The 19774-nt window shown below is 30.8% G+C and carries 20 protein-coding genes and 1 tRNA gene; 2 read left to right on the forward strand and 19 right to left on the reverse strand.

Annotated elements, in window-relative coordinates:
• Nucleotides 1-26: 26 nt before the first annotated feature.
• The 12 genes from KQH81_RS08840 to mraZ all read right to left on the reverse strand — a co-directional run bounded on the left by KQH81_RS08840 (nucleotide 27) and on the right by mraZ (nucleotide 12024).
• Nucleotides 27-761 (reverse strand): DUF881 domain-containing protein, encoded by a 735-nt coding sequence (locus KQH81_RS08840; protein WP_027638329.1) that lies wholly within the window; start codon nucleotides 759-761, stop codon nucleotides 27-29.
• A gap of 12 nt (nucleotides 762-773) precedes the next feature.
• Entirely contained in the window at nucleotides 774-1115 is a 342-nt protein-coding gene (locus KQH81_RS08845; protein ID WP_027638328.1) for a small basic family protein, read from the reverse strand.
• Between the two features lie 16 nt (nucleotides 1116-1131).
• Nucleotides 1132-1854 carry a DUF881 domain-containing protein gene (locus tag KQH81_RS08850; RefSeq protein ID WP_099335518.1) on the reverse strand — a complete coding sequence of 241 codons (723 nt, stop codon included), beginning with the start codon at nucleotides 1852-1854 and terminating at the stop codon, nucleotides 1132-1134.
• 11 nt (nucleotides 1855-1865) lie between these two features.
• Nucleotides 1866-2636: a cell division protein FtsQ/DivIB gene (locus KQH81_RS08855; protein ID WP_099335519.1), complete on the reverse strand. Its 771-nt coding sequence runs from the start codon at nucleotides 2634-2636 to the stop codon at nucleotides 1866-1868.
• Between the two features lie 182 nt (nucleotides 2637-2818).
• Complete coding sequence (gene spoVE / locus KQH81_RS08860) at nucleotides 2819-3922, reverse strand: stage V sporulation protein E (protein WP_027638325.1); 1104 nt, start codon at nucleotides 3920-3922, stop codon at nucleotides 2819-2821.
• Nucleotides 3923-3943: 21 nt separating this feature from the next.
• Entirely contained in the window at nucleotides 3944-4924 is a 981-nt protein-coding gene (gene mraY, locus KQH81_RS08865; protein ID WP_027638324.1) for a phospho-N-acetylmuramoyl-pentapeptide-transferase, read from the reverse strand.
• A gap of 51 nt (nucleotides 4925-4975) precedes the next feature.
• Nucleotides 4976-6337, reverse strand: coding sequence for a UDP-N-acetylmuramoyl-tripeptide--D-alanyl-D-alanine ligase (locus tag KQH81_RS08870; RefSeq protein ID WP_099335520.1), 1362 nt, complete (start codon nucleotides 6335-6337; stop codon nucleotides 4976-4978).
• Between the two features lie 11 nt (nucleotides 6338-6348).
• On the reverse strand, nucleotides 6349-7791 hold the full coding sequence (locus KQH81_RS08875) for a UDP-N-acetylmuramoyl-L-alanyl-D-glutamate--2,6-diaminopimelate ligase (RefSeq protein WP_027638322.1): 1443 nt from the start codon (nucleotides 7789-7791) through the stop codon (nucleotides 6349-6351).
• Nucleotides 7792-7895: 104 nt separating this feature from the next.
• Entirely contained in the window at nucleotides 7896-10076 is a 2181-nt protein-coding gene (locus tag KQH81_RS08880; RefSeq protein ID WP_099335521.1) for a stage V sporulation protein D, read from the reverse strand.
• A gap of 55 nt (nucleotides 10077-10131) precedes the next feature.
• Nucleotides 10132-10623, reverse strand: a complete 492-nt coding sequence (locus KQH81_RS08885; protein WP_051196205.1) for a septum formation initiator family protein — start codon at nucleotides 10621-10623, stop codon at nucleotides 10132-10134.
• Between the two features lie 17 nt (nucleotides 10624-10640).
• A complete protein-coding gene (gene rsmH / locus KQH81_RS08890; protein WP_027638320.1) occupies nucleotides 10641-11582 on the reverse strand; it encodes a 16S rRNA (cytosine(1402)-N(4))-methyltransferase RsmH in 942 nt (313 codons plus the stop codon).
• A 13-nt stretch (nucleotides 11583-11595) separates the two neighbouring features.
• Complete coding sequence (mraZ, locus tag KQH81_RS08895) at nucleotides 11596-12024, reverse strand: division/cell wall cluster transcriptional repressor MraZ (RefSeq protein ID WP_027638319.1); 429 nt, start codon at nucleotides 12022-12024, stop codon at nucleotides 11596-11598.
• A gap of 192 nt (nucleotides 12025-12216) precedes the next feature.
• Here mraZ and KQH81_RS08900 point away from each other — a divergent pair.
• Nucleotides 12217-12313: transfer RNA gene (locus KQH81_RS08900), tRNA-Sec, on the forward strand.
• 104 nt (nucleotides 12314-12417) lie between these two features.
• Here the strand turns inward: KQH81_RS08900 and ychF are convergent.
• Nucleotides 12418-13515, reverse strand: coding sequence for a redox-regulated ATPase YchF (gene ychF, locus KQH81_RS08905; RefSeq protein WP_027638318.1), 1098 nt, complete (start codon nucleotides 13513-13515; stop codon nucleotides 12418-12420).
• A 235-nt stretch (nucleotides 13516-13750) separates the two neighbouring features.
• Between ychF and pdaA the strand changes: the two genes are divergently transcribed.
• On the forward strand, nucleotides 13751-14581 hold the full coding sequence (pdaA, locus tag KQH81_RS08910) for a delta-lactam-biosynthetic de-N-acetylase (protein ID WP_027638317.1): 831 nt from the start codon (nucleotides 13751-13753) through the stop codon (nucleotides 14579-14581).
• 27 nt (nucleotides 14582-14608) lie between these two features.
• On the opposite strand, the gene KQH81_RS08915 is transcribed toward pdaA, so the two are convergent.
• From KQH81_RS08915 to KQH81_RS08940, 6 genes are all read right to left on the reverse strand, one after another.
• Nucleotides 14609-15247, reverse strand: a complete 639-nt coding sequence (locus KQH81_RS08915) for a cyclodeaminase/cyclohydrolase family protein (protein ID WP_027638316.1) — start codon at nucleotides 15245-15247, stop codon at nucleotides 14609-14611.
• A 108-nt stretch (nucleotides 15248-15355) separates the two neighbouring features.
• Nucleotides 15356-16474 (reverse strand): glycosyltransferase family 4 protein, encoded by a 1119-nt coding sequence (locus KQH81_RS08920; protein ID WP_027638315.1) that lies wholly within the window; start codon nucleotides 16472-16474, stop codon nucleotides 15356-15358.
• Nucleotides 16475-16520: 46 nt separating this feature from the next.
• On the reverse strand, nucleotides 16521-17273 hold the full coding sequence (locus KQH81_RS08925; RefSeq protein WP_230028108.1) for a WecB/TagA/CpsF family glycosyltransferase: 753 nt from the start codon (nucleotides 17271-17273) through the stop codon (nucleotides 16521-16523).
• A 126-nt stretch (nucleotides 17274-17399) separates the two neighbouring features.
• Nucleotides 17400-18308: a UTP--glucose-1-phosphate uridylyltransferase GalU gene (gene galU, locus KQH81_RS08930; RefSeq protein ID WP_027638313.1), complete on the reverse strand. Its 909-nt coding sequence runs from the start codon at nucleotides 18306-18308 to the stop codon at nucleotides 17400-17402.
• A 4-nt stretch (nucleotides 18309-18312) separates the two neighbouring features.
• Nucleotides 18313-19098: a tyrosine-protein phosphatase gene (locus KQH81_RS08935; RefSeq protein WP_099335522.1), complete on the reverse strand. Its 786-nt coding sequence runs from the start codon at nucleotides 19096-19098 to the stop codon at nucleotides 18313-18315.
• Nucleotides 19082-19774: a CpsD/CapB family tyrosine-protein kinase gene (locus KQH81_RS08940; protein ID WP_180269189.1), complete on the reverse strand. Its 693-nt coding sequence runs from the start codon at nucleotides 19772-19774 to the stop codon at nucleotides 19082-19084. Before KQH81_RS08940 ends, KQH81_RS08935 begins: the two co-directional genes overlap by 17 nt.

A 19774-nucleotide genomic window follows, 5' to 3' on the forward strand; every position in this document is an offset into this window, starting at 1 on the left:
TAAAAATTTCCTTCATACTTTTAAATTTATTTATAATTTTGGATTAAATATTTTATTTTTATATCTCCTAAATATTTAGGCATAGTAATTTCATCTTTGGCTTCTATACTAACCTTTATTCCTCGATTTATTAAAAGTCTTATATAGCTCTCGTTATTATTTAAAAGATAATCTTTTAAGACATCCTTATCTCCTATAGCATAAATATAAAAAGGCATCGGATATTTAACGCTGTTTATACTTATAAATCCACCAGAACAGTTTATCTCTGAACTATTAACAATTCTTTCACCATTTATAGCTATTGCTTCTACACCTAAACCTTTTAATTCATTTACTATATTTAATACATCTGTGTTATGGATTATTCTTTGTGTACTATAAAAATTATCATCTAATGAATTATTAAAGTCATCTAATCCATCAGTTAAAGTCATCTCAATTCCTTGCCCTTTAACTTTAGAATAGCCTAGTATCATTAGATTTTTATTTAGTTCATCATTTAAAGTATCCATTACTTTAGTATTATCTTTATCTTTGCTTTCGTATTGTTGCAATTTTTTATTAAGATCATGATAAGTATCTTTTAAATTAGCTACTTCTTGATACAAATTTCTTTTCTTCATATAAGCATCTTGATATTGTTTTGTATTTAAAATAACAGTTTCAGTTTGAGTTCCAAAATGTATGTTAAGAGATATTAAAAGACCAATAACTATTGATGCTATAAATACAAATATACTACCTTCATTTTTTTTCATTAAATCACCTCATTAATCATGAGATTTAGTCTTTTCTAATATTAACCTTCTTATTATTGCAAAATTATCAAAAATTCTTCCTCCAAATACTATAACCGCTGCCATGTATATAGGAATACCTAATTTATCTCCTAAATAAGCAAGGCCAGCAGCTAATGCTGCATTACCAAAAAATCCAGAAATAAATATATCAGCTTGAAAATTTTTTGATAAAGAAGATCTTATTGCTCCAAAGACTGAATCCAAACATGCAAGTATTGCTACAGACATGTATGGAGAGAATTTATCAGGAATATTTACTTCCCACAACATACCAACTATTATACCAATTAAAAGACCTACAAATGCTATCATTAAAACTTCACCTCAATTACTGTACAGGTTTTATATATTCATATTTATATAACTTGTTATATTTAGGAATTTCAATACTATCAGATTCTTCAAGCTTCTTTTCATAGTAAGTTAGAGATTCATAGTCAAGAACTCCGTGAAAATTTAGTCCTCCCATAAGTGCACTTTTATTTCCTATAGCTTTTATTATAATAGTTTCTTTAGGAGATATTCTCTCATCATTTATTAAAATTTGACTTCCTCCGCTACTACTCTTTATTCCTGTTTGAAGAGTTATTCTCTTATTATTTATAGAAACCGCTTCTGCTCCAGCAAAAAACAATTCATTCACTAAATAAGTTAGCTCTCTGTCTGTAATATAGGATGCTACCATGTTGCTGGAAAACACGTTAGTCTTAGGATTTAAATAAAGTATAATTCCAGGACCAGTAACGTCCACACTTCCAATTAATAATCTTGTATTATCTAACTGGTTTTTCAATTCCTTTGCCACAGCATTTTCATTTGTAGCTGATTCTTCATAAACTTTTATCTGATTCATAAGCTCATTGTTTTTCTTTTCATATTCTTCTTTTTCTTTAGTAAGTTGACTTATTTCTTTTGTTATGTCTTGCTGAACATTAGGATTATTTACAAGTTTCCTCTCTTCGCTATTTAAAAGCTTAAATTGATAGCTTAATAAAAATCCTAATAATGCACATACCGTTGCAACCGCTATTTGAGATGAATATTTTTTCATGACTATCCCTCCTAATCCTGTCTATAAACAACTGGATTGCCTTTAAAGCTTACATCTATATATCCGTTATTTTCAAGCAGTGCCTTGTCTTGAAGTATTATGTTAAAAGCTTTATTAAGTTTATCTTTAAGCTCATCACCTGTTCCAATTTTCACTTCTAATTTTCCACAGTATATTTTTATATTGCTTATGTCTTCTACATTTACAGATGATATTACTATATCTGTAAGATTATCATCTATAAGACTACTTATTTCATTTAAAATCTTATCAATCTTCTCATAGCCATTAACTTTTTCTCCCACATTTACAGAATTAATGTCTATTCCTATTAAGGATACAAGGTTTAAATCTGAAATATCATCTTTTACTTCTAACAAATTTAATTCCTCATCAAATATGTAATACTTTTTCTCATGCTCTACAAAAAATTTCCCTTGTTTTTGTTCTAAAGTTATTACAAGCTTATTAGGGAATTTTTTTGATATCACAGCATTTTTTATATAAGGCTGAGCCTTCAAATCATTTCTTATTCCCTCTTTAGATGCAGTAAATATATTTTGTCCTAAATACTTCTGATTAAGCCAAGAAACTTCAGATTCAGTTAAAATATTATTTTTACTTATATCAATAGTTTGTATGTTAAAATACGGAATATTAAAACACACTGTGACAAGCACTGCCAATAAAAACAAACAGATGAATATCGCTTTTCGTCTTCTTTTTTTTGCTACTCTTTTTTTTAGTTCTTCTTTTGAATATGACTTTTTATGTGTTTCCATATTTCCTCCTTATAATTTCTTCCATATTAATATAATAACATTTACCATAAATAATTTCATTAAAAAAATAATTAAAAAACAATTACAATCTATTTACTATTTGTTAACCATAAAAAATAAAGTGTGCTTAAAAATTATTAATGTTCCTTTTAAAACAATTAATATTAAGCACACTTTTAATGCTATTTCACATCTTTTGATATATTAAGTAGGATTCCCATGGCTGTCATAGTTATTACTAAGGATGTTCCTCCATAACTGATGAATGGTAATGGCACTCCAGTTACAGGCATAGAACCAGTAACAACTGCTATATTTATTATTGCCTGAACAGCTATTATAGATGTTATTCCTATAGCAAGCAATGTTCCATAAGTATCCTTTGCTCTTTGAGCTATAAGTATTCCTCTCCATATGAATAATATAAATAAAGAGATTACAAATACAGCTCCAACAAAGCCAAGTTCCTCTCCTATGATGGAAAATATGAAGTCATTATGTGGTTCAGGCATATAAAAACACTTCTGTCTTGAATTTCCCAGCCCTAATCCTAATAACTTACCTGATCCTAATGCATAGAAAGATTGAACAAGCTGATAACCGTCTCCTGCTGCATCTTTCCATGGATTTAAAAAGTTAAGCATTCTAGCTCTTCTATAGTCAGCTGAAAAAGCTAATGCAAGGACTGCAGCCCCAAGTGCTGGCACAACAAGCCCAAAAATATGCTTTGCTTTCGCACCTGCTACAAACAGTATTATCAATGTAACCATCATTATAACTGTTGCTATACTAAGATTTTTTTCTGCTAATATAAGTCCAGCATAAAAACCTGATACTAATAAGTAAGGAAATAGACCTTGTTTAAGATCCTTTATACGCTCCCCTTTATTAGCAACACTAGATGATAAAAATAATACTATGGCATATTTTGTGAGCTCTGAAGGCTGAAATGTAAGAGGACCTATTTCAATCCATCTTTGTGCTCCATTTCTATCAGGAAATACAAAAACCAAAAGTAATAGTGGTATACACCCTAGCAATATCCATGGAGACCATTTTTTATATTTATGATAATCTATTTTCATTACAATCATCATTGATATAACGCCTAAAGTTCCAAATATAAGCTGTTTCTTCAAATAAAGCATACTATCTTTATCCTTATATAAGGCAGAATAGGAGCTAGCACTATATACCATTATTATCCCAATTGCTAGCAAAAGCATAACGATGGTGAATAATACAAAGTCCACCTCTTGCTTTTTTTTATCCTTAAAAAACTCCATTCTATATCCTCCTCAAAATTACTAAAAGCTAAAAAAGGAAATTATGCAAAGTACAACTGTTGTTATTGAAAATATCGTTACAATTTTTGTTTCGCTCCATCCACACTTTTCAAAGTGGTGATGAATTGGAGCCATTTTAAATATTCTTTTTCCTGTAAGCTTGAAAGATGAAACCTGTAAAATTACAGAGATAGTTTCCATAACATAAATACCGCCTACTATTGCTGACAATAGTTCAAGCTTAAGTATCATCGCTACAGCAGCTACTGCTCCACCTAGAGCTAATGATCCTGTATCCCCCATAAACACTCTGGCAGGGAATGCATTATATCTTAAGAATCCTAATAGTGCACCTACTAATATAAAGCAGAATATAGAAAGGCTATAATGAGCCATTCCATAGCTTATTAGAGCAAAAAATGTTAAAACTAAAATAGTCACTGATGTTGAAAGTCCGTCTAGCCCATCTGTTAAATTAACAGCATTTGTGTATGCTAAGAAATAAAAGACTACAAATGGAATATAAAAGACTCCAAGATCAAAATTTATATTGATAAAAGGTATCAAAATTTTGCTTCCTATAGCTCCGGATTTATATCCATAATAACTTAGTGCTAATGAGATTATAAGTAACAAAATCATTTTCTGACCAGCTTTAAGTCCAAGATTGTCTTTGTGAATAATTTTTAAAATATCATCTAAAAATCCTACAAATCCAAATCCTATAAATGAATAAAGAGCAATCATAGCTTCATCGCCAATACCTTTTGTCATTATTATAGTCCCTATTAATGTAGCAAAAATAAATATTATTCCTCCAATAGTAGGAGTTCCAGCCTTTTTCAAATGACTTTGAGGACCATCCTTTCTTATATATTGACCAAATTTCAGCTTATGTAATATCGGTATAATTAGAGGTCCTAGCAATGATGCTACCCCAAATCCTAACAAAATAGCTATTAATGTTCTAAAATTAAATACATTTACTAACGTTTCACTCATAATTACCACTATACTCCTTTATATCGGAGCATTCCTCCCCTCTTTAGCTTATTACTTCAGATATTTAACCAATTCTTCAAAATGCATAGATCTTGAAGCCTTAATTAAAATTATATCTCCATCTTTTAAAATTTCATCTAATCCACATCTTGCCTCTGCAATTGAAGCATAAGCATAAAATCCATCTTCACCAAAACCTTCTTTAAAGTCATTTTCAAATTCACTTATGACTATTAATTTCTCTACTCCATTTTTCTTAGTATATTCTCCGACTTCTTTATGTGAATTCTTGCTTTCATCACCTAATTCTTTCATTGTTCCTAAAACAGCTATTTTCCTTCCATTAAACTGCTTTAAAACATTTAATGCAGCTTTCATTGAATCTGGACTAGCATTATAACTGTCATCTATTATAGTTTTTCCATGAGCTTCTATTACGTCTAATCTCATAGATGTACATTCTAAATTTTCTAATCCCTTTTGCATATCATCAATTGTAAGTCCTAATATCTTAGCCGCTCCATATGCCAAAAGAGAATTTTCTACATTATGGATTCCCATTAATGGAAGTGTAATAGTTCCTTTATCTTCACCATCATCAATAACTGTAAATACTATATTATTTAAATTTTCTTCTATAATATCAGCTTTTATATTACAATCATTGTTTTCTATAGATGTAGTTAATATTTCGTATGAATCATCATTTAAAGTAGAAAGCATATCATTGTCTGCGTTCACTATAAGTGTATTGTCTTGAGAGAAGAAATCTGTAATCTCCATTTTAGCTTTTAAAATGTTTTCCCTAGTTTTTAAGTTTTCAATATGTGATATTCCTATGTTTGTTATAAGAGCAATATCAGGTCTGCATGCTTTAGCTAAGTTGTGTATTTCTCCAAAATTGCTCATACCAAGTTCTAATACTGCTAAGTCATAACTCTCATCAATTTTAAACATCATAAGTGGAAGACCTATTTCATTATTAAAATTCCCCTTGGTTTTAAATACTTTGAATTTAGAGCTTAGAAACGCCGCTGTTACATCCTTTGTTGATGTCTTTCCAGTAGATCCTGTAATTCCTATGATTTTTATATTGAGTTTTTTTCTATAAGCCTCTGCTAAGTTAAGCAATGCTATTTTTGTATCTTCAACTTTAATTACAGTAGCTCCTTTAGGAATATCTGATTCAGAAAATTTTAATTCATCAACGATACAAATTATACTTCCCTTTTTTATTGCATCTATAACGAACTCATTCCCGTTAAAATTATAGCCTTTTAGTGCTACAAATATACAGTTATTCTTTAGATTTCTAGTATCTGTTTCAATGCTATTATAATTATATTCTTTACCATCTACATAAATGCTACCATTTACAGCTTCTAATATCTCATCTATGGATAATTTAATCACTTTTATCCCTCCTATAATCTTTCTAACAACTCTTTTATTACCTGTCTCTCATCAAAGTCTATAACTTTGTCTTTTAGTATTTGATAATCTTCATGTCCTTTTCCAGCTATTACTATTACATCGTCACGTTTTCCTTCTTTAATAGCTTTAAATATAGCCTCTCTTCTATTTTCCTCAACTACATAATTACTCTTTGAAATTCCTTTAAGTATATCATCTATTATCTTTATAGGGTCTTCAGTTCTTGGATTATCTGAAGTCACAAAGATTAAATCGCTTAAATTCGATGCTGTTTCACCCATGATAGGTCTTTTAGTAACATCTCTGTCTCCACCGCATCCGAAAACACATAAAAGCCTTCCTTTAGTAAACTCTCTAGCACTTTTAAGAATTTTTTCAAGAGCATCTGGTGTATGAGCATAGTCTATTATTATATCAAAATCAAGCTTATCATTATGTTCTATTAGTTCGCATCTTCCCGGAACTCTAGCCGCCTTTAATCCCTCTTTTATACTATTAAAATCTATATTATTTAATAGTGCTACCATTATAACTGATAAACTGTTATATACATTATGAATACCTGGAATCATAAGTTTTATATTTTCTGTTTTCCCATCTAATAAAATATCAAAGCTTATCCCTTTAGATGTATTTACTATATCAAAAGCTTTAAGGTTGCTTTCTTCATTAATAGAATAAGTATTACATCCTTCAAATAAAGAAGTGATTCTCCTACCATAGTCATCATCTATATTTATTACTTTATTTATAGCATTATTAAACAAAATACATTTAGCTTCAAAATAATTTTCCATAGTTTTATGAAAATCCAAATGATCTTGAGTTAAATTAGTAAAGATGGAATCAGAAAAGTTTATCCCATATACTCTATGAAGGTACAAAGAGTGAGAAGAAACTTCCATAACACAATAGTCCACACCAGCTTCTACCATATCATTAAACAACTTATGTAGCTCTAATGATTCAGGTGTTGTTCTTTCAGCTTTAAGCTTTTTGTCTCCAATATAATTAGCTACAGTTCCTATAAGTCCAACCTTAAAACCTGCTTTCTCTAAAACATTTTTCATCATAAAAGCAGTTGTAGTTTTTCCGTTAGTGCCTGTAATTCCTATAATCTTCATCTTTTTGCTTGGATTATCATAATAATTAGATGACGCTATTGCCAAAGCTTTTCTGGTATCCTCTACTTTTATAATAACCACTTCGTTATCTTTATTTGATATATTTTCTTCACATACTATCGCTTTAGCTCCATTTTTAATAGCACTTTCTGCATACTTATGTCCATCTGATTTTAATCCTTTTATGCAAAAAAACACATCTCCAGCTTTTATCTCTTTAGAATTATAATTTAATCCTTCAATATTTATATTATCTTCACCCTGTAATATCTTGTAGTCTATATCCTTTAAAAGATCTTTAACTTTCAATATATTCATCTCCTTAAATAAACTTTAAACATAATATTGGCATGTAGCATTTAATCTTTAAAGTTTAAATACCACATGCCTAAAATAATTCTTTAAAAATCCACTTATTCTAGTCCATCATGACTTAAAATCAATGTTATAGAAGAATCTTTTGTTACTATCTCCCCAGGGTCTATTCCCTGCTCTGTAACTAATCCTTCTCCTTTGAATTCAGCCTTTAATCCTAAAGATTTTAGAATTTCTTCAGCCTTCTCCTGAGTGCATCCTATTAAATCAGGCATTGCTACCTCTTTATTATAGTTTGATGATGTTCCAGTGTAAAGTATAATTTGTTGTCCTTCTTTTATAGTATATCCTGGCTTCGGATTCATATCGCTTATGAAACTTCCGCTTCCATTGATATCAACTTTTAATTTTACCTTATTTAAGATTTTTATAGCCTCATCCTTTGACATTCCTCTAACTTCTGGAATCATAACATCATTCTTAAGACTTTGTTGAACACTTTCTTGACTTGCATCAACTTTAAATTTCATGTAATTAAATATATCATTAAACACTATCTTAGCAATAGGTGCAGCAACTTGACCTGCATAGTATTCACCATTGCTTGGTTCATCAATAGAAACTAAAACAGTTATCTTAGGATCATCCACCGGAGCCATTCCTACAAAAGATGATATATACTTTCCTGGAGCATATCTTCCATCTATAACCTTTTGAGCTGTTCCAGTCTTACCACCTATATGATATCCTTCAATATAAGTATTCTTACCACTACCTTCTGTTACAACTCTTTCCAAATATTTTCTAAGGGTTTGTGTAGTTTCTGCACTTACTAATCTTTTGGTACCTTGATTATCATAAGGCTCTTCATGTTTTTCTCCATTTTCATCTGTGTAAGAGATTTCTTTCATAACATGAGGTCTTATCCAAACTCCATCGTTTGCCACAGCATTTATTGCCGCTAAAAACTGTATTGGATTAGCTGTATTTGTTTGACCAAAGGATATTGTTGCAAGGTCTACGTCACTCATTTTATCTACTGACTTAATTATACCCTTAGCTTCACCAGGAAGATCTATTCCACTTACTTTTCCAAAACCAAATAACTCTATATATTTTTGAAGTGTTTCTTTTCCTATTTTTTGTCCTAATTGAACGAATCCTACGTTGCAAGAATTTTTAATTATGTCTGGGAATGGTTGAGTGCCATGTCCACCTGCCTTCCAGCACTTTATTGTATTGCTTCCAACTTTAATACTTCCTCCACAGCTGAAAGTATCTTCAGGGGTGACAATTTTTTCTTCCATAGCAGCAGTTGCAGTTATTATCTTGAATATAGAACCTGGTTCATAAGTGTCATTAACGGCCCTATTTCTCCATATTCTTTGAAGATCTTCATTGCTCTTAGAACTGCCTCTAGGATCGTTAGGGTTAAAGTCCGGCTTATTTACCATTCCATAGATTTCACCAGTTTCTGGGTTTGCTGCAATTATAGTTACAGCTTTTGCCTTAGTGTCATTCATAGCTTGATTAGCAGCCTTCTCTAAAAACATTTGTATGTTTTCATCTATTGTAAGAGCAACATCTTTTCCTTCTATTGGTTTAGTGTATTCGGATATTATGCTAGGTACTTCAGAGCTATGTCTGTCCAATTCTGTTATTCTCATACCTGGTGTTCCTGCTAAATACTTATTATAAGTAAGTTCAACACCTGTAAGTCCCTCTCCATCACTATTAGTGGTACCTAATACGTGGGCCAAGAAATTATCGTTAGGATAATACCTCTTTGTATCTGGAGATATCATAACACCTTTAAGCTTTAAAGCTTCAACTTTATCTGCTTCAACTTTTTCTATTCTTCTAATAAGGTTTGCAGACCCCATAGGTTCGCCGTTTGGCAAAGTTTGAATTAATTTTTTTAACACTTTATCTTTTTCCATATCAACTGCTTGTGACAATTGCTCGGCTAAACTCTCCATAGATGTACCAGTGTCTTTATTATACTTTCTTATAGCATTTAAATCTAAATCCACTCTATAAACATTGGCACTTAAAGCAAGTTCATTTCCGTTTCTATCCAAGATTCTGCCACGTTTCGCAGCAATCTTTACTTCGCTTGTCCACTGTTCAGTTGCTTTATCAGAAAGGAAGTTTCCTTGAACAATCATTAAATAAAATAATCTTACCGTCAAAAGTAAAAACATCAACAATATACCAAGTAAAACTACAGTCATCCTTTTTTTTATAATAACTTTATCTCTATAGTCCCTTTTTGCCACTATAATACCTCCATATAATTGATGAAAAAGCTAAGCCCATAGTATTTACTAAGGGCTAATTATTTGCAAATAATTGTTTAATTTTATTTATAAAAGTTACGCTCTTTTTCTTTTCTTCTTGTTGATTTTTAAAATTGTCTTTTGATAAGTCAGCAATAATTACATTGTTATTGTCTGGTTTAACCATTCCAAATTTCGATTCTGCATTTTCTTCTATGTACTTAAAATTGTTGACTTTCTTAAGCTCTAATTTTAGATTATCATTTGCTCTAATTAAATTGCTTTGTTCAGATTTTATGCTTGTCAATTGTTTTTGAACATTATAAGCTACTCCATACCTCCATACTACTATTATTCCGCATATAAATACCAATGCTATAACTTTTATAGTATTTATATGTTGCTTCTTCCTTTTTTCATTTAATTTATTTTTGTTAGCAGTATTTTTCTTTTTTACTCTTAAGTTCTCTCTATTTACCCGGGTTTCATCTTCTCTGTTAGGCAATATTACATTGTTGCCATTTACATATTCCTTCTCTGTTAACATATTATTCAACCCCCATTTTATTTAGAACAAATTTTTTCTGCTACCCTAAGCTTTGCACTTCTGCTTCTAGGATTAATTTCAAGCTCTTCATCTGATGGATCTATTGGCTTTCTCGTAATTACTTTAACCTTTGGTTTTTTTCCGCAAATACATATAGGGAATTCCCTAGGACATGTACATGGATTTTCTAATTCTTTAAATTTAGTTTTAACAATTCTATCCTCCAATGAATGGAATGTTATTATTGCTAATCTTCCACCTTCGTTTAATTTTTCAATGCTATCTTCTATAGCTTTATTTAATATTGCTAGTTCTGAATTAACCTCTATTCTGATAGCTTGGAAAGTTCTTTTTGCTGGATGTGGTCCTTCACGTCTAGCCTTAGCAGGAATTGCTGCTTTTATTACATCTACCAATTCAAAAGTAGTTTCAATGGCCTTATCCTCTCTTCTTGATACTATAAATTGAGCAATTCTTTTTGCAAATCTTTCTTCACCATAATCTTTTATGATTCTATATAAATCATCTAAAGAGTATGTATTTACCACCTCATAAGCAGAAAGTCCATTGTCTCTATCCATTCTCATATCAAGAGGTGCATCTTTCATATAACTAAAACCTCTTTCGCCATTGTCAAGCTGATATGAAGACACCCCTAAGTCCATGAGTATTCCATCTACTTTTTCTATGTTAAGACTTTCAAGTATATCATATATATTATAGAAGTTATTATGAACATACGTCACATTTTCATAATCCTTAAGTCTTTCTTTTGATGCTTTTAAAGCTTCAGTATCTTGGTCTATTCCTATAAGTCTTCCTTCAGATGATAAGTGCTTTAAAATTTCGCTCGAGTGTCCAGCTCCACCCATAGTACAGTCCACATAAATTCCATCTTCTTTTATATTAAGACCCTTCATACATTCTTCTAGTAATACTGATACGTGTTTAAATTCCATAATTATCTCCTTCTTATATGCCTAATTCCTGCATCTTTTCTGCAATCTCATCAAAATCTACGTTGCTATCATTATAATTATTCCAATCTTCTTTACTCCATATTTCAATTCTAGTCAATACTCCTATACTTACTATGTCCTTTTCTATATGGGCATATTCAATAAGGTTTTGAGGAATTAAAGCTCTTCCTTGCTTATCTATTTCTATTTCATGAGCTCCTGAAAAGAAAAATCTTACAAAAGCCCTTGCATTCTTATTTGTGAGAGGCAATGTTTTTAGCTTGTCTGAAAGAGTTTTCCACTCTTCTATAGGATATCCATAAAGGCATCCATCTAACCCCTTGGTCAAAACAAATTTGCCATTTAGGTCATCTCTAAACTTAGAAGGAACTATCATTCTATTTTTAGTGTCTATAGCATGATAATATTCGCCTATAAACATCCCTCTATTTTCCTCCACTTCTCACCACTTTAATCCACATTTTAAATATTCTATGTGAATTTTAAAAACCCTTCTTTTTATTAGTAATTTATATGAAAAATATATAAATTTTCATATAAAAACTTTTACACCTTATTATCTCTTGACAAAGTATCAAAAAAATCATATTATATATTTGCAGTTAATTTACATGGGAGTAGATGAGTGCTGGTGTGCTCGCCGGTCTTCAACACCGTGTTGTGGTGCTAATAACATCATGGGTGGGTTCGATTCCCACATATTCCCGCCAGTATTTAAATCTCTAGTATATCTAGAGATTTATTTTTATTTTTTGACATAAAAATAAGGAGTTAGCTTCTTTAAAAGCCACTCCTCATTCTTTGTAAAGTTCTGCTATACATTAAATCTAAAATGTACTACATCTCCATCTTCCATAACATAATCTTTACCTTCAAGTCTAAAGTATCCCTTTTCTTTTGCATTTGCTTCTGAACCACACTCAATAAGCTTATCATAAGAAATTACTTCTGCTCTTATAAATCCTCTTTCTATATCAGAGTGTATCTTTCCAGCAGCTTGTGGAGCTTTAGTTCCGTTAACTATTGTCCATGCTCTTATTTCTTGAGGACCTGCTGTTAAGAAACTCATAAGTCCTAGAAGTTTGTAGCTTGACTTTACAAGCTTATCTAGTCCAGTTTCTTCTAGTCCATATTCTTCTAAAAGCTCTCTTTTTTCTTCGTCATCTAATGTTGACATTTCTTCTTCAAGCTTTGCACATACAACTATAACTTCTGAGTTTTCTTTTGCTGCATATTCTTTAACTATTTTTACATATTCATTTTCTAAATTTCCGCTTACAAGATCATCTTCTGATATATTTGCGGCATACAATACAGACTTAGACGTTATAAGGAAAAGACTCTTTATAAATTCATCCTCTTCTTCAGTTACTTCCAAAGTTCTAACAGGCTTTTCGCTTTCTAGATGAGCTTTTATTTTCTCCATTAAAGCATACTCTTCCTTTGCCTTTTTATCTCCTGATCTTACAAGTTTCAATGCTTTTTCCATTCTTCTATCTAAAACTTCCAAATCTGATAATATCAATTCTAGATTTATAGTTTCAATATCTCTTATAGGATTAACATTTCCATCCACGTGAACTACATTTTCATCATTAAAACATCTAACTACATGAACTATAGCTTCAACTTCTCTTATATGAGATAAAAATTTATTTCCAAGACCTTCGCCTTTACTTGCACCTCTAACTAAACCTGCAATATCATAAAACTCAATTGCTGTGTAAATTTTCTTTTTTGAATCGTATAATTTTTGAAGTTCATCTAATCTATGATCAGGCACGCTAACTACTCCTACATTAGGTTCTATTGTGCAGAATGGATAATTAGCTGATTCAGCTCCTGCTTTAGTTATTGCATTAAATAAAGTACTTTTCCCTACATTAGGTAATCCTACTATTCCAAGTTTCATCTATGTACATCCCTTTCTAATTCTAACTTTCTGACCTCATAAAATTATACCTTACATAAGCTCTCTTTTCAACTGTACATTGCTCTTAACTTTAATAATCAATATGTTTCATTTACAATCTGCACTTAAATTACATTATTTCCATGTTTCTTATTAATTATTTTTTTATTTTTACTAATACTAAAAGGAGAGTCTTGTAGTAACCAGCATTTTAATTTAATGTGAGGTGATTAATATGAAAACAGCTTTATTAAGCTTACTAATCTTATCAAACCTATGTTGCAACAGCGGATATGTAAACAAATCTTGTGTTCCAACTTTAAATAGTAAAGAAAATATTACTGAGGTCGCTGAAGCATCACTATCAACAAAAGAACTTAACTGGTATTTTCAAGTTCGTAACGATGGTCTTCCACCTGAAGGTCCAAAGGAGTGCCAAAGTTTTATCAATAACTACAACGCTTATCATTTAGGCGATACATCAAAAAAAGTTCTATATATAACCTTTGATGAGGGATATGAAAACGGCTATACTCCTCAAATATTAGATGTACTACAAAAACATAATGCAAAAGCAGCTTTTTTTGTAGTAAAACCATACATAAAGCAAAATCCTGATATAGTAAAAAGAATGGTAGATGAAGGTCATTTGGTTTGCAATCACAGTGATACACACCCATCTATGGCTTCTATAACAGATAAAGATAAATTTCAAAAAGAATTTTCAGCTGTAGAAGAGGAATTCGCTAAAATTTCTAATGGGGCTACTATGCCAAAATTTTTTAGGCCTCCTATGGGCAAATATAGCGAGCGTTCTTTAAAGTATACTGATGACTTAGGATATAAGACTATATTTTGGAGCTTTGCTTATCATGACTGGGATCCTAAGAATCAACCTTCTCATGAAAAGGCTAAAAATACAATTTATAAAAGAACACATAACGGTGGAATAATATTACTTCACGCTGTTTCTAAGACAAACACAGAAATCTTAGATGAAGTTTTAACTCACTGGGAAAATGAAGGATTTGAATTTAAAACTTTAAATGATTTACCTCAAAAATAAAAACCAGCATGAGCTGGTTTTTTATTTTTATCCTATTTTTGAATTTGTTATATCAAGAATTTTATCTCTCTTAACTCTTCCCTCTTCAACTAATTCTCTACAACAAATTCTTATCTTTTCTTTTTCTTCCCCATCTTCCATTGAAGAAAGATTAATATTTACATTCAAAACCGCACTTTCAATAGCACTTTGAAGCATTAAGGCAGCAACTCCTGCATCAGATATAGCGTTTATATTTCCATAGTTTGCAGCAACTAATATGCTATCATAAAGACCAAAAGATGATTTAGCAAGACTATATGGTACATCTAAAGCTACTTTATAAGCTTTATCTATTTCTTTTTTTCTAAACGCCTTTTCCTCTTCAGTTTCTTTAGGAAGTTTAAAGGCAGACATTAATTCCATAAATACTTTAGCATCCTCTTCCATAGATGCTATAAAATCATCCTTTAATTTAGTTACACATTCTAAGTTTTCTTTTATCTTTGTTTTTATTTCTTCATCGTAGTTATTATAAACTTTCTTCCCTATTGTCAAATTAAACACCATACTAGTTAATGAGCTTGCTAGTGCCGCGCTTAATGCTGCAACACTTCCGCCTCCTGGTGCTGGAGAGTTAGATGCTAGGTCATTTGTAAAATCTCTTAGATTCATAGTACTTAACATAAATCATTCCCCTTTGCATTTATAAATTTATATACGTATATATTCTATTATTGCTTGAAATCTCCTTTTTAAATATATATAATTTTATAAAGCTCCTAAAAAAGAGCTTTATAAATCGGATAAATATCCATGTAATTTTTTTATTATATTATCCCAGTCGAACTTCTCTAAGCACAAATCTCGAGTTTTTTCACTGCATTCTTTTAGATCCATACATGTCATGTATTTAAGTAATGAATCTCTAAAACCATCTTTATCGTTTATATCAACAACCTTACCATTATCACCATCTATAAGCTCTCTAGCGATACCAACATCTGTTGAAACAATAACATCTCCTAATGCAGCAGCTTCAATAAACACAAATGCAAAGCTCTCAAACTCTGATGTCAATGTAAAAATTTTAGCTTTTGCATATTCTTTATAAAGCTCTTCTCTATTTTCTATATTTCCCTTAAAGACAACTAAATCTTTTAAGGCTGGATATTTAATATAGAATTCCTCTATATTCTTTTTAAAATCTTCTTCTATAGGTCCTATCAAGTGCAGCTTCCATCCTAGATTCTCTACATTGTCTATGGAGGCAAAAGCCTCCAAAAGCATATCTATTCTCTTTTCTTCTGCTCCAATTCTTGCTACAGTAAGTATTATATTTTCTTTTTTATCATAATCATAGTTTGCATCTATACTTTTCATATACTTAAAGTCTAATCCATTAGGTATATTTACGAGTTTTCCATTTAAATAAGGTGCTACTTCTATTAAATCGTCATAAAGTTTCTCTTGTTCCACACTTATTAAATCTATCTTATTAAAGAATTTTTTTAATATAGATTTTCCTATCCCACTTAAAGATTTTATTCTTTCAGGAAGTTTATAACTGCAATCTAGTTTTAGATATATTTTACCTTCTTTGTTTCTAAGTTTGTACATATAAGTATACATAACAGAACTTAAAGTAACATGAAATATCTGAAGTATATCTATGTTTTTAGCATTTCTCCATAAATGTATGGTACCATCTAAAGTATAATTATTAAAATATCTTTTTACAAAATCTATTTTCAATCCTTTAACTTCTTTCTCTAAATAGGGATACTCCCCATTTTCAAAAGTGGATACCCACGAATTAAATCCATATAGTTCATATAACTTATATGGGATCATGCCCATATCTTTTACCAGATTTACATTTTCAGTTTTTAAATACTGCATACAATAATTCATACAATCACCCTTTAATAAATTCAGTGTTTTATCAACTTTACAAGGTCTATTTGTTTTTTCTATATTTAAATGCTAAACCAAATATCTTAAAGTCTTCTATAAACACTCTTTTAAATAGTCTTCTAGGTTCCTTGAAAAATCTATAAAATCCCTCGAGACCTGATTTTTGCATCCATTTTGGAGCTCTCTTTATATTTCCAGCTTCAAAGTCTATAGCAGCTCCTATTCCTAATGATATTGGCACTTTAAGTTCATTTTTATACTTGTGTATGAATTTCTCCTGCTTAGGAGCTCCAACACCTACAAAAAGTATATCAGGCTTCGCATCATTTACTATATCTATAACTTTCTTTATTTCTTTTTCATCTTTTTCAAACCCGTAAATAGGAGAATATGTACCTGCCACTTGAAGATCAGGATACTTTCCTTTAAGTTTTTCCGCTGCCTTTGCCGCAACCCCCTCTGCAGCTCCTAATATAAATATCTTATAGCCATTTTCCGCAGCCATCTTACATATAAGAGGAAAAGCATCAGAACCAGATACCTTTTCTTTTATTGGTGTTCCATATACCTTAGATATCCATATAAGAGGCATACCGTCTGTGAGTATTAAATCAGCATCATCATAGACCTTTTTAAACTCTAAATCTTCTTCCAACATTACTATGTGAGCCGCATTTGGAGTAACAACGTAGTGGTATCCTGGAGCATTTATTAAATTTTTCACTTCATCTATAGTTTCTTCCATATTAACATTGTCAACTTCAATATTTAAAAATTTCATTCTTTCTCTTGCCATATTATCACCTTTAAATCCAATTTTCTCATATTATATTCTATAGGATTATACCATAACATTTTTTTATCTTCAATTAAAGCTAGCAACTAAGTCGTTACTAGCTTTAATAAAATTCAGCATTTATTCTTATTGATTTTTTATAACCCTTTCGTAAAGATCCTTGAATTGTTTATTATCCTTAAGACTGATTATATATTTCATCAGACTTTCTTGAAGATCTGCTCTCTTTAATGCCTGTTCAATACTTGCTTCTAAAAATCCCATCTTGTCGCCTACATCATATCTTCTACCTTCGAAATTATATGCATACATAGCTTCATGCTTTATAAGCTGCTTTAATGCATCTGTCAATTGAATTTCTCCATTTTTTCCTGGAGGAGTATTTTCTAGTATCTCAAAAATCTTTGGAGTTATAATATATCTTCCCAGAATAGCAATATTAGACGGTGCTTCTTCAGCTTTAGGTTTCTCTACTAGGTCTTTTACCTTGTAAACTCTATCTTCTATATGAAGCCCTTTTACAATACCGTATTTATCTACTTCGCTTTCAGCAACAGTTTGTACTCCTAAAATTGAAGTTTTAAATTCATCAAAACAATCAATTAACTGCTTTAAACAAGGCACTTTACTATCTACTACATCATCACCAAGCATTACTGCAAAAGGCTCATTTCCTACAAAAGTTTTTGCACAATGGATTGCATGGCCTAAACCTTTAGGTTCTTTTTGTCTTATATAGTGAATATTAACCATGTTGCTTATATCTCTAACCATGTCTAAAAGTTCTTGCTTGCCACTATGCTCTAGCTCTTGTTCTAATTCCACTGACTTATCAAAATGATCTTCTATAGCTCTTTTATTACGTCCAGTTATTATAAGAATTTCTTCTATTCCTGAAGCTACAGCTTCTTCTATTATGTATTGTATAGTTGGTTTATCAACTATTGGAAGCATTTCTTTTGGTTGCGCTTTTGTTGCTGGTAAAAATCTAGTTCCTAACCCCGCTGCAGGTATAATTGCTTTTTTTACTATCATGCAATTATCTCCTTTCTTTTCTCTTAAAAAAGTCAAAAAACTTTTTTTCTTTATAATTACATATATTTAAGCATTGAATTTCTTCATTAAGAATTATTTTCTCTTCATTATCTTCAATCCATTCAAATAAATCCGGGTTAATTTTTTCTATGATATGTCTTCCTTCATTTACAGATGTAGTTCTATGCCTGTCATTATGAGCATCACTACCTATAATTTGTATCAAATTTCTCTTCACTAATTTTTCTGCAAGCTCTTTAACCGTTTTTCCAAATGCACCAGTTAGGCTTCCTACATTCATTTGCGCCATAGCTCCTTGCTCTATCAAAGATTCCAACAGTGCTTCGTTTTTTATAATTGCTCTATTTCTCTCTGGATGAGCCAAAATTGGCACTACTCCTTCAAGTCTTAACTCATAAAAAACCTCTTCTGTATAAACAGGAAAATCATTCATTGGCAATTCTATAAGCATATATCTAGAATTATTTATCGTCCATATTCGCTTTTCTTTATACAGCTTTTTCAATTCTGGATTAATATACACTTCCATACCTGGAACAACATTTATTTCTTCAATATTTTCTTGTACATTTTTTAATCTTAAATCATAGTCAGCTCTAGAGTACTCTACTTCACCCAATATAAAATGTGATGTGGCTGCTATATATTTTACTCCTTCACTTTTAGAAGTTTCTAACATGGAGCTAGTCATTTCAAAACTCCTTGAGCCATCATCAACTCCTGGTATTATATGACTATGAAAATCCACCTTATTACTTATCCTGCTCATAATATGCTCCGTAATACTTTCCGTAATACTTTCCATATTTACGAGAGTTCTTCATAGGTATTTTATTAAGAACTACACCCAAAATTTTGCTGCCAGTTTTATCAAGTAACTCTTTAGCTTTTATAACAGCCTCTTTTTCACTTTCTCCATGCGCTGTTGTCAAGATTATACCGCTGCAAATAGTTGATAAAATCTGTGCATCAGTAACAGCTAAAACTGGAGGTGCATCTATTAATGTTATATCAAAAACATTTTCAAATTCTTTTATTAATGATTTCATTCTCTTGCTTCCTAAAAGCTCTGCTGGATTTGGAGGTATTGGACCACTAGTTATAACATATAAATTCTGAATTTCGGTCTCCATTATACATTCATCTATCTGTTTTTTTTGTATTAAAAGGTTTGTCATTCCACCGCTATTAGGAATTCCTAATTTTTTATGTATACTTGGCTTTCTTAAGTCACAGTCTATTAAAAGTACCTTTTTACCACTTTGAGCCATTGTAACTGCTAAATTAGCTATCACCGTACTTTTCCCTTCTCCGGGACCTGGTGATGTAACTACTAATGATTTTATAGAATCATCTATAGTAGAAAACTGTAAATTTGTTCTAAGGGTCCTAAAAGCCTCAGAAACAGGTGATTTAGGATTTTGAGAAACAATAATATTTTTCAT

Source organism: Clostridium cadaveris, assembly GCF_020911725.1.
Classification (GTDB): domain Bacteria; phylum Bacillota; class Clostridia; order Clostridiales; family Clostridiaceae; genus Clostridium_X; species Clostridium_X cadaveris.

Excerpts from the sequence above, each read along its gene's own strand:
- KQH81_RS08840 (WP_027638329.1), bottom strand. The coding sequence starts at position 761 with ATGAAAAAAAATGAAGGTAGTATATTTGTATTTATAGCATCAATAGTT.
- KQH81_RS08845 (WP_027638328.1), bottom strand. The coding sequence starts at position 1,115 with ATGATAGCATTTGTAGGTCTTTTAATTGGTATAATAGTTGGTATGTTG.
- KQH81_RS08850 (WP_099335518.1), bottom strand. The coding sequence starts at position 1,854 with ATGAAAAAATATTCATCTCAAATAGCGGTTGCAACGGTATGTGCATTA.
- KQH81_RS08855 (WP_099335519.1), bottom strand. The coding sequence starts at position 2,636 with ATGGAAACACATAAAAAGTCATATTCAAAAGAAGAACTAAAAAAAAGA.
- spoVE (WP_027638325.1), bottom strand. The coding sequence starts at position 3,922 with ATGGAGTTTTTTAAGGATAAAAAAAAGCAAGAGGTGGACTTTGTATTA.
- mraY (WP_027638324.1), bottom strand. The coding sequence starts at position 4,924 with ATGAGTGAAACGTTAGTAAATGTATTTAATTTTAGAACATTAATAGCT.
- KQH81_RS08885 (WP_051196205.1), bottom strand. The coding sequence starts at position 10,623 with ATGTTAACAGAGAAGGAATATGTAAATGGCAACAATGTAATATTGCCT.
- rsmH (WP_027638320.1), bottom strand. The coding sequence starts at position 11,582 with ATGGAATTTAAACACGTATCAGTATTACTAGAAGAATGTATGAAGGGT.
- mraZ (WP_027638319.1), bottom strand. The coding sequence starts at position 12,024 with ATGTTTATAGGCGAATATTATCATGCTATAGACACTAAAAATAGAATG.
- ychF (WP_027638318.1), bottom strand. The coding sequence starts at position 13,515 with ATGAAACTTGGAATAGTAGGATTACCTAATGTAGGGAAAAGTACTTTA.
- pdaA (WP_027638317.1), top strand. The coding sequence starts at position 13,751 with ATGAAAACAGCTTTATTAAGCTTACTAATCTTATCAAACCTATGTTGC.
- KQH81_RS08915 (WP_027638316.1), bottom strand. The coding sequence starts at position 15,247 with ATGTTAAGTACTATGAATCTAAGAGATTTTACAAATGACCTAGCATCT.
- KQH81_RS08920 (WP_027638315.1), bottom strand. The coding sequence starts at position 16,474 with ATGAATTATTGTATGCAGTATTTAAAAACTGAAAATGTAAATCTGGTA.
- KQH81_RS08925 (WP_230028108.1), bottom strand. The coding sequence starts at position 17,273 with ATGGCAAGAGAAAGAATGAAATTTTTAAATATTGAAGTTGACAATGTT.
- galU (WP_027638313.1), bottom strand. The coding sequence starts at position 18,308 with ATGATAGTAAAAAAAGCAATTATACCTGCAGCGGGGTTAGGAACTAGA.
- KQH81_RS08935 (WP_099335522.1), bottom strand. The coding sequence starts at position 19,098 with ATGAGCAGGATAAGTAATAAGGTGGATTTTCATAGTCATATAATACCA.
- KQH81_RS08940 (WP_180269189.1), bottom strand. The coding sequence starts at position 19,774 with ATGAAAAATATTATTGTTTCTCAAAATCCTAAATCACCTGTTTCTGAG.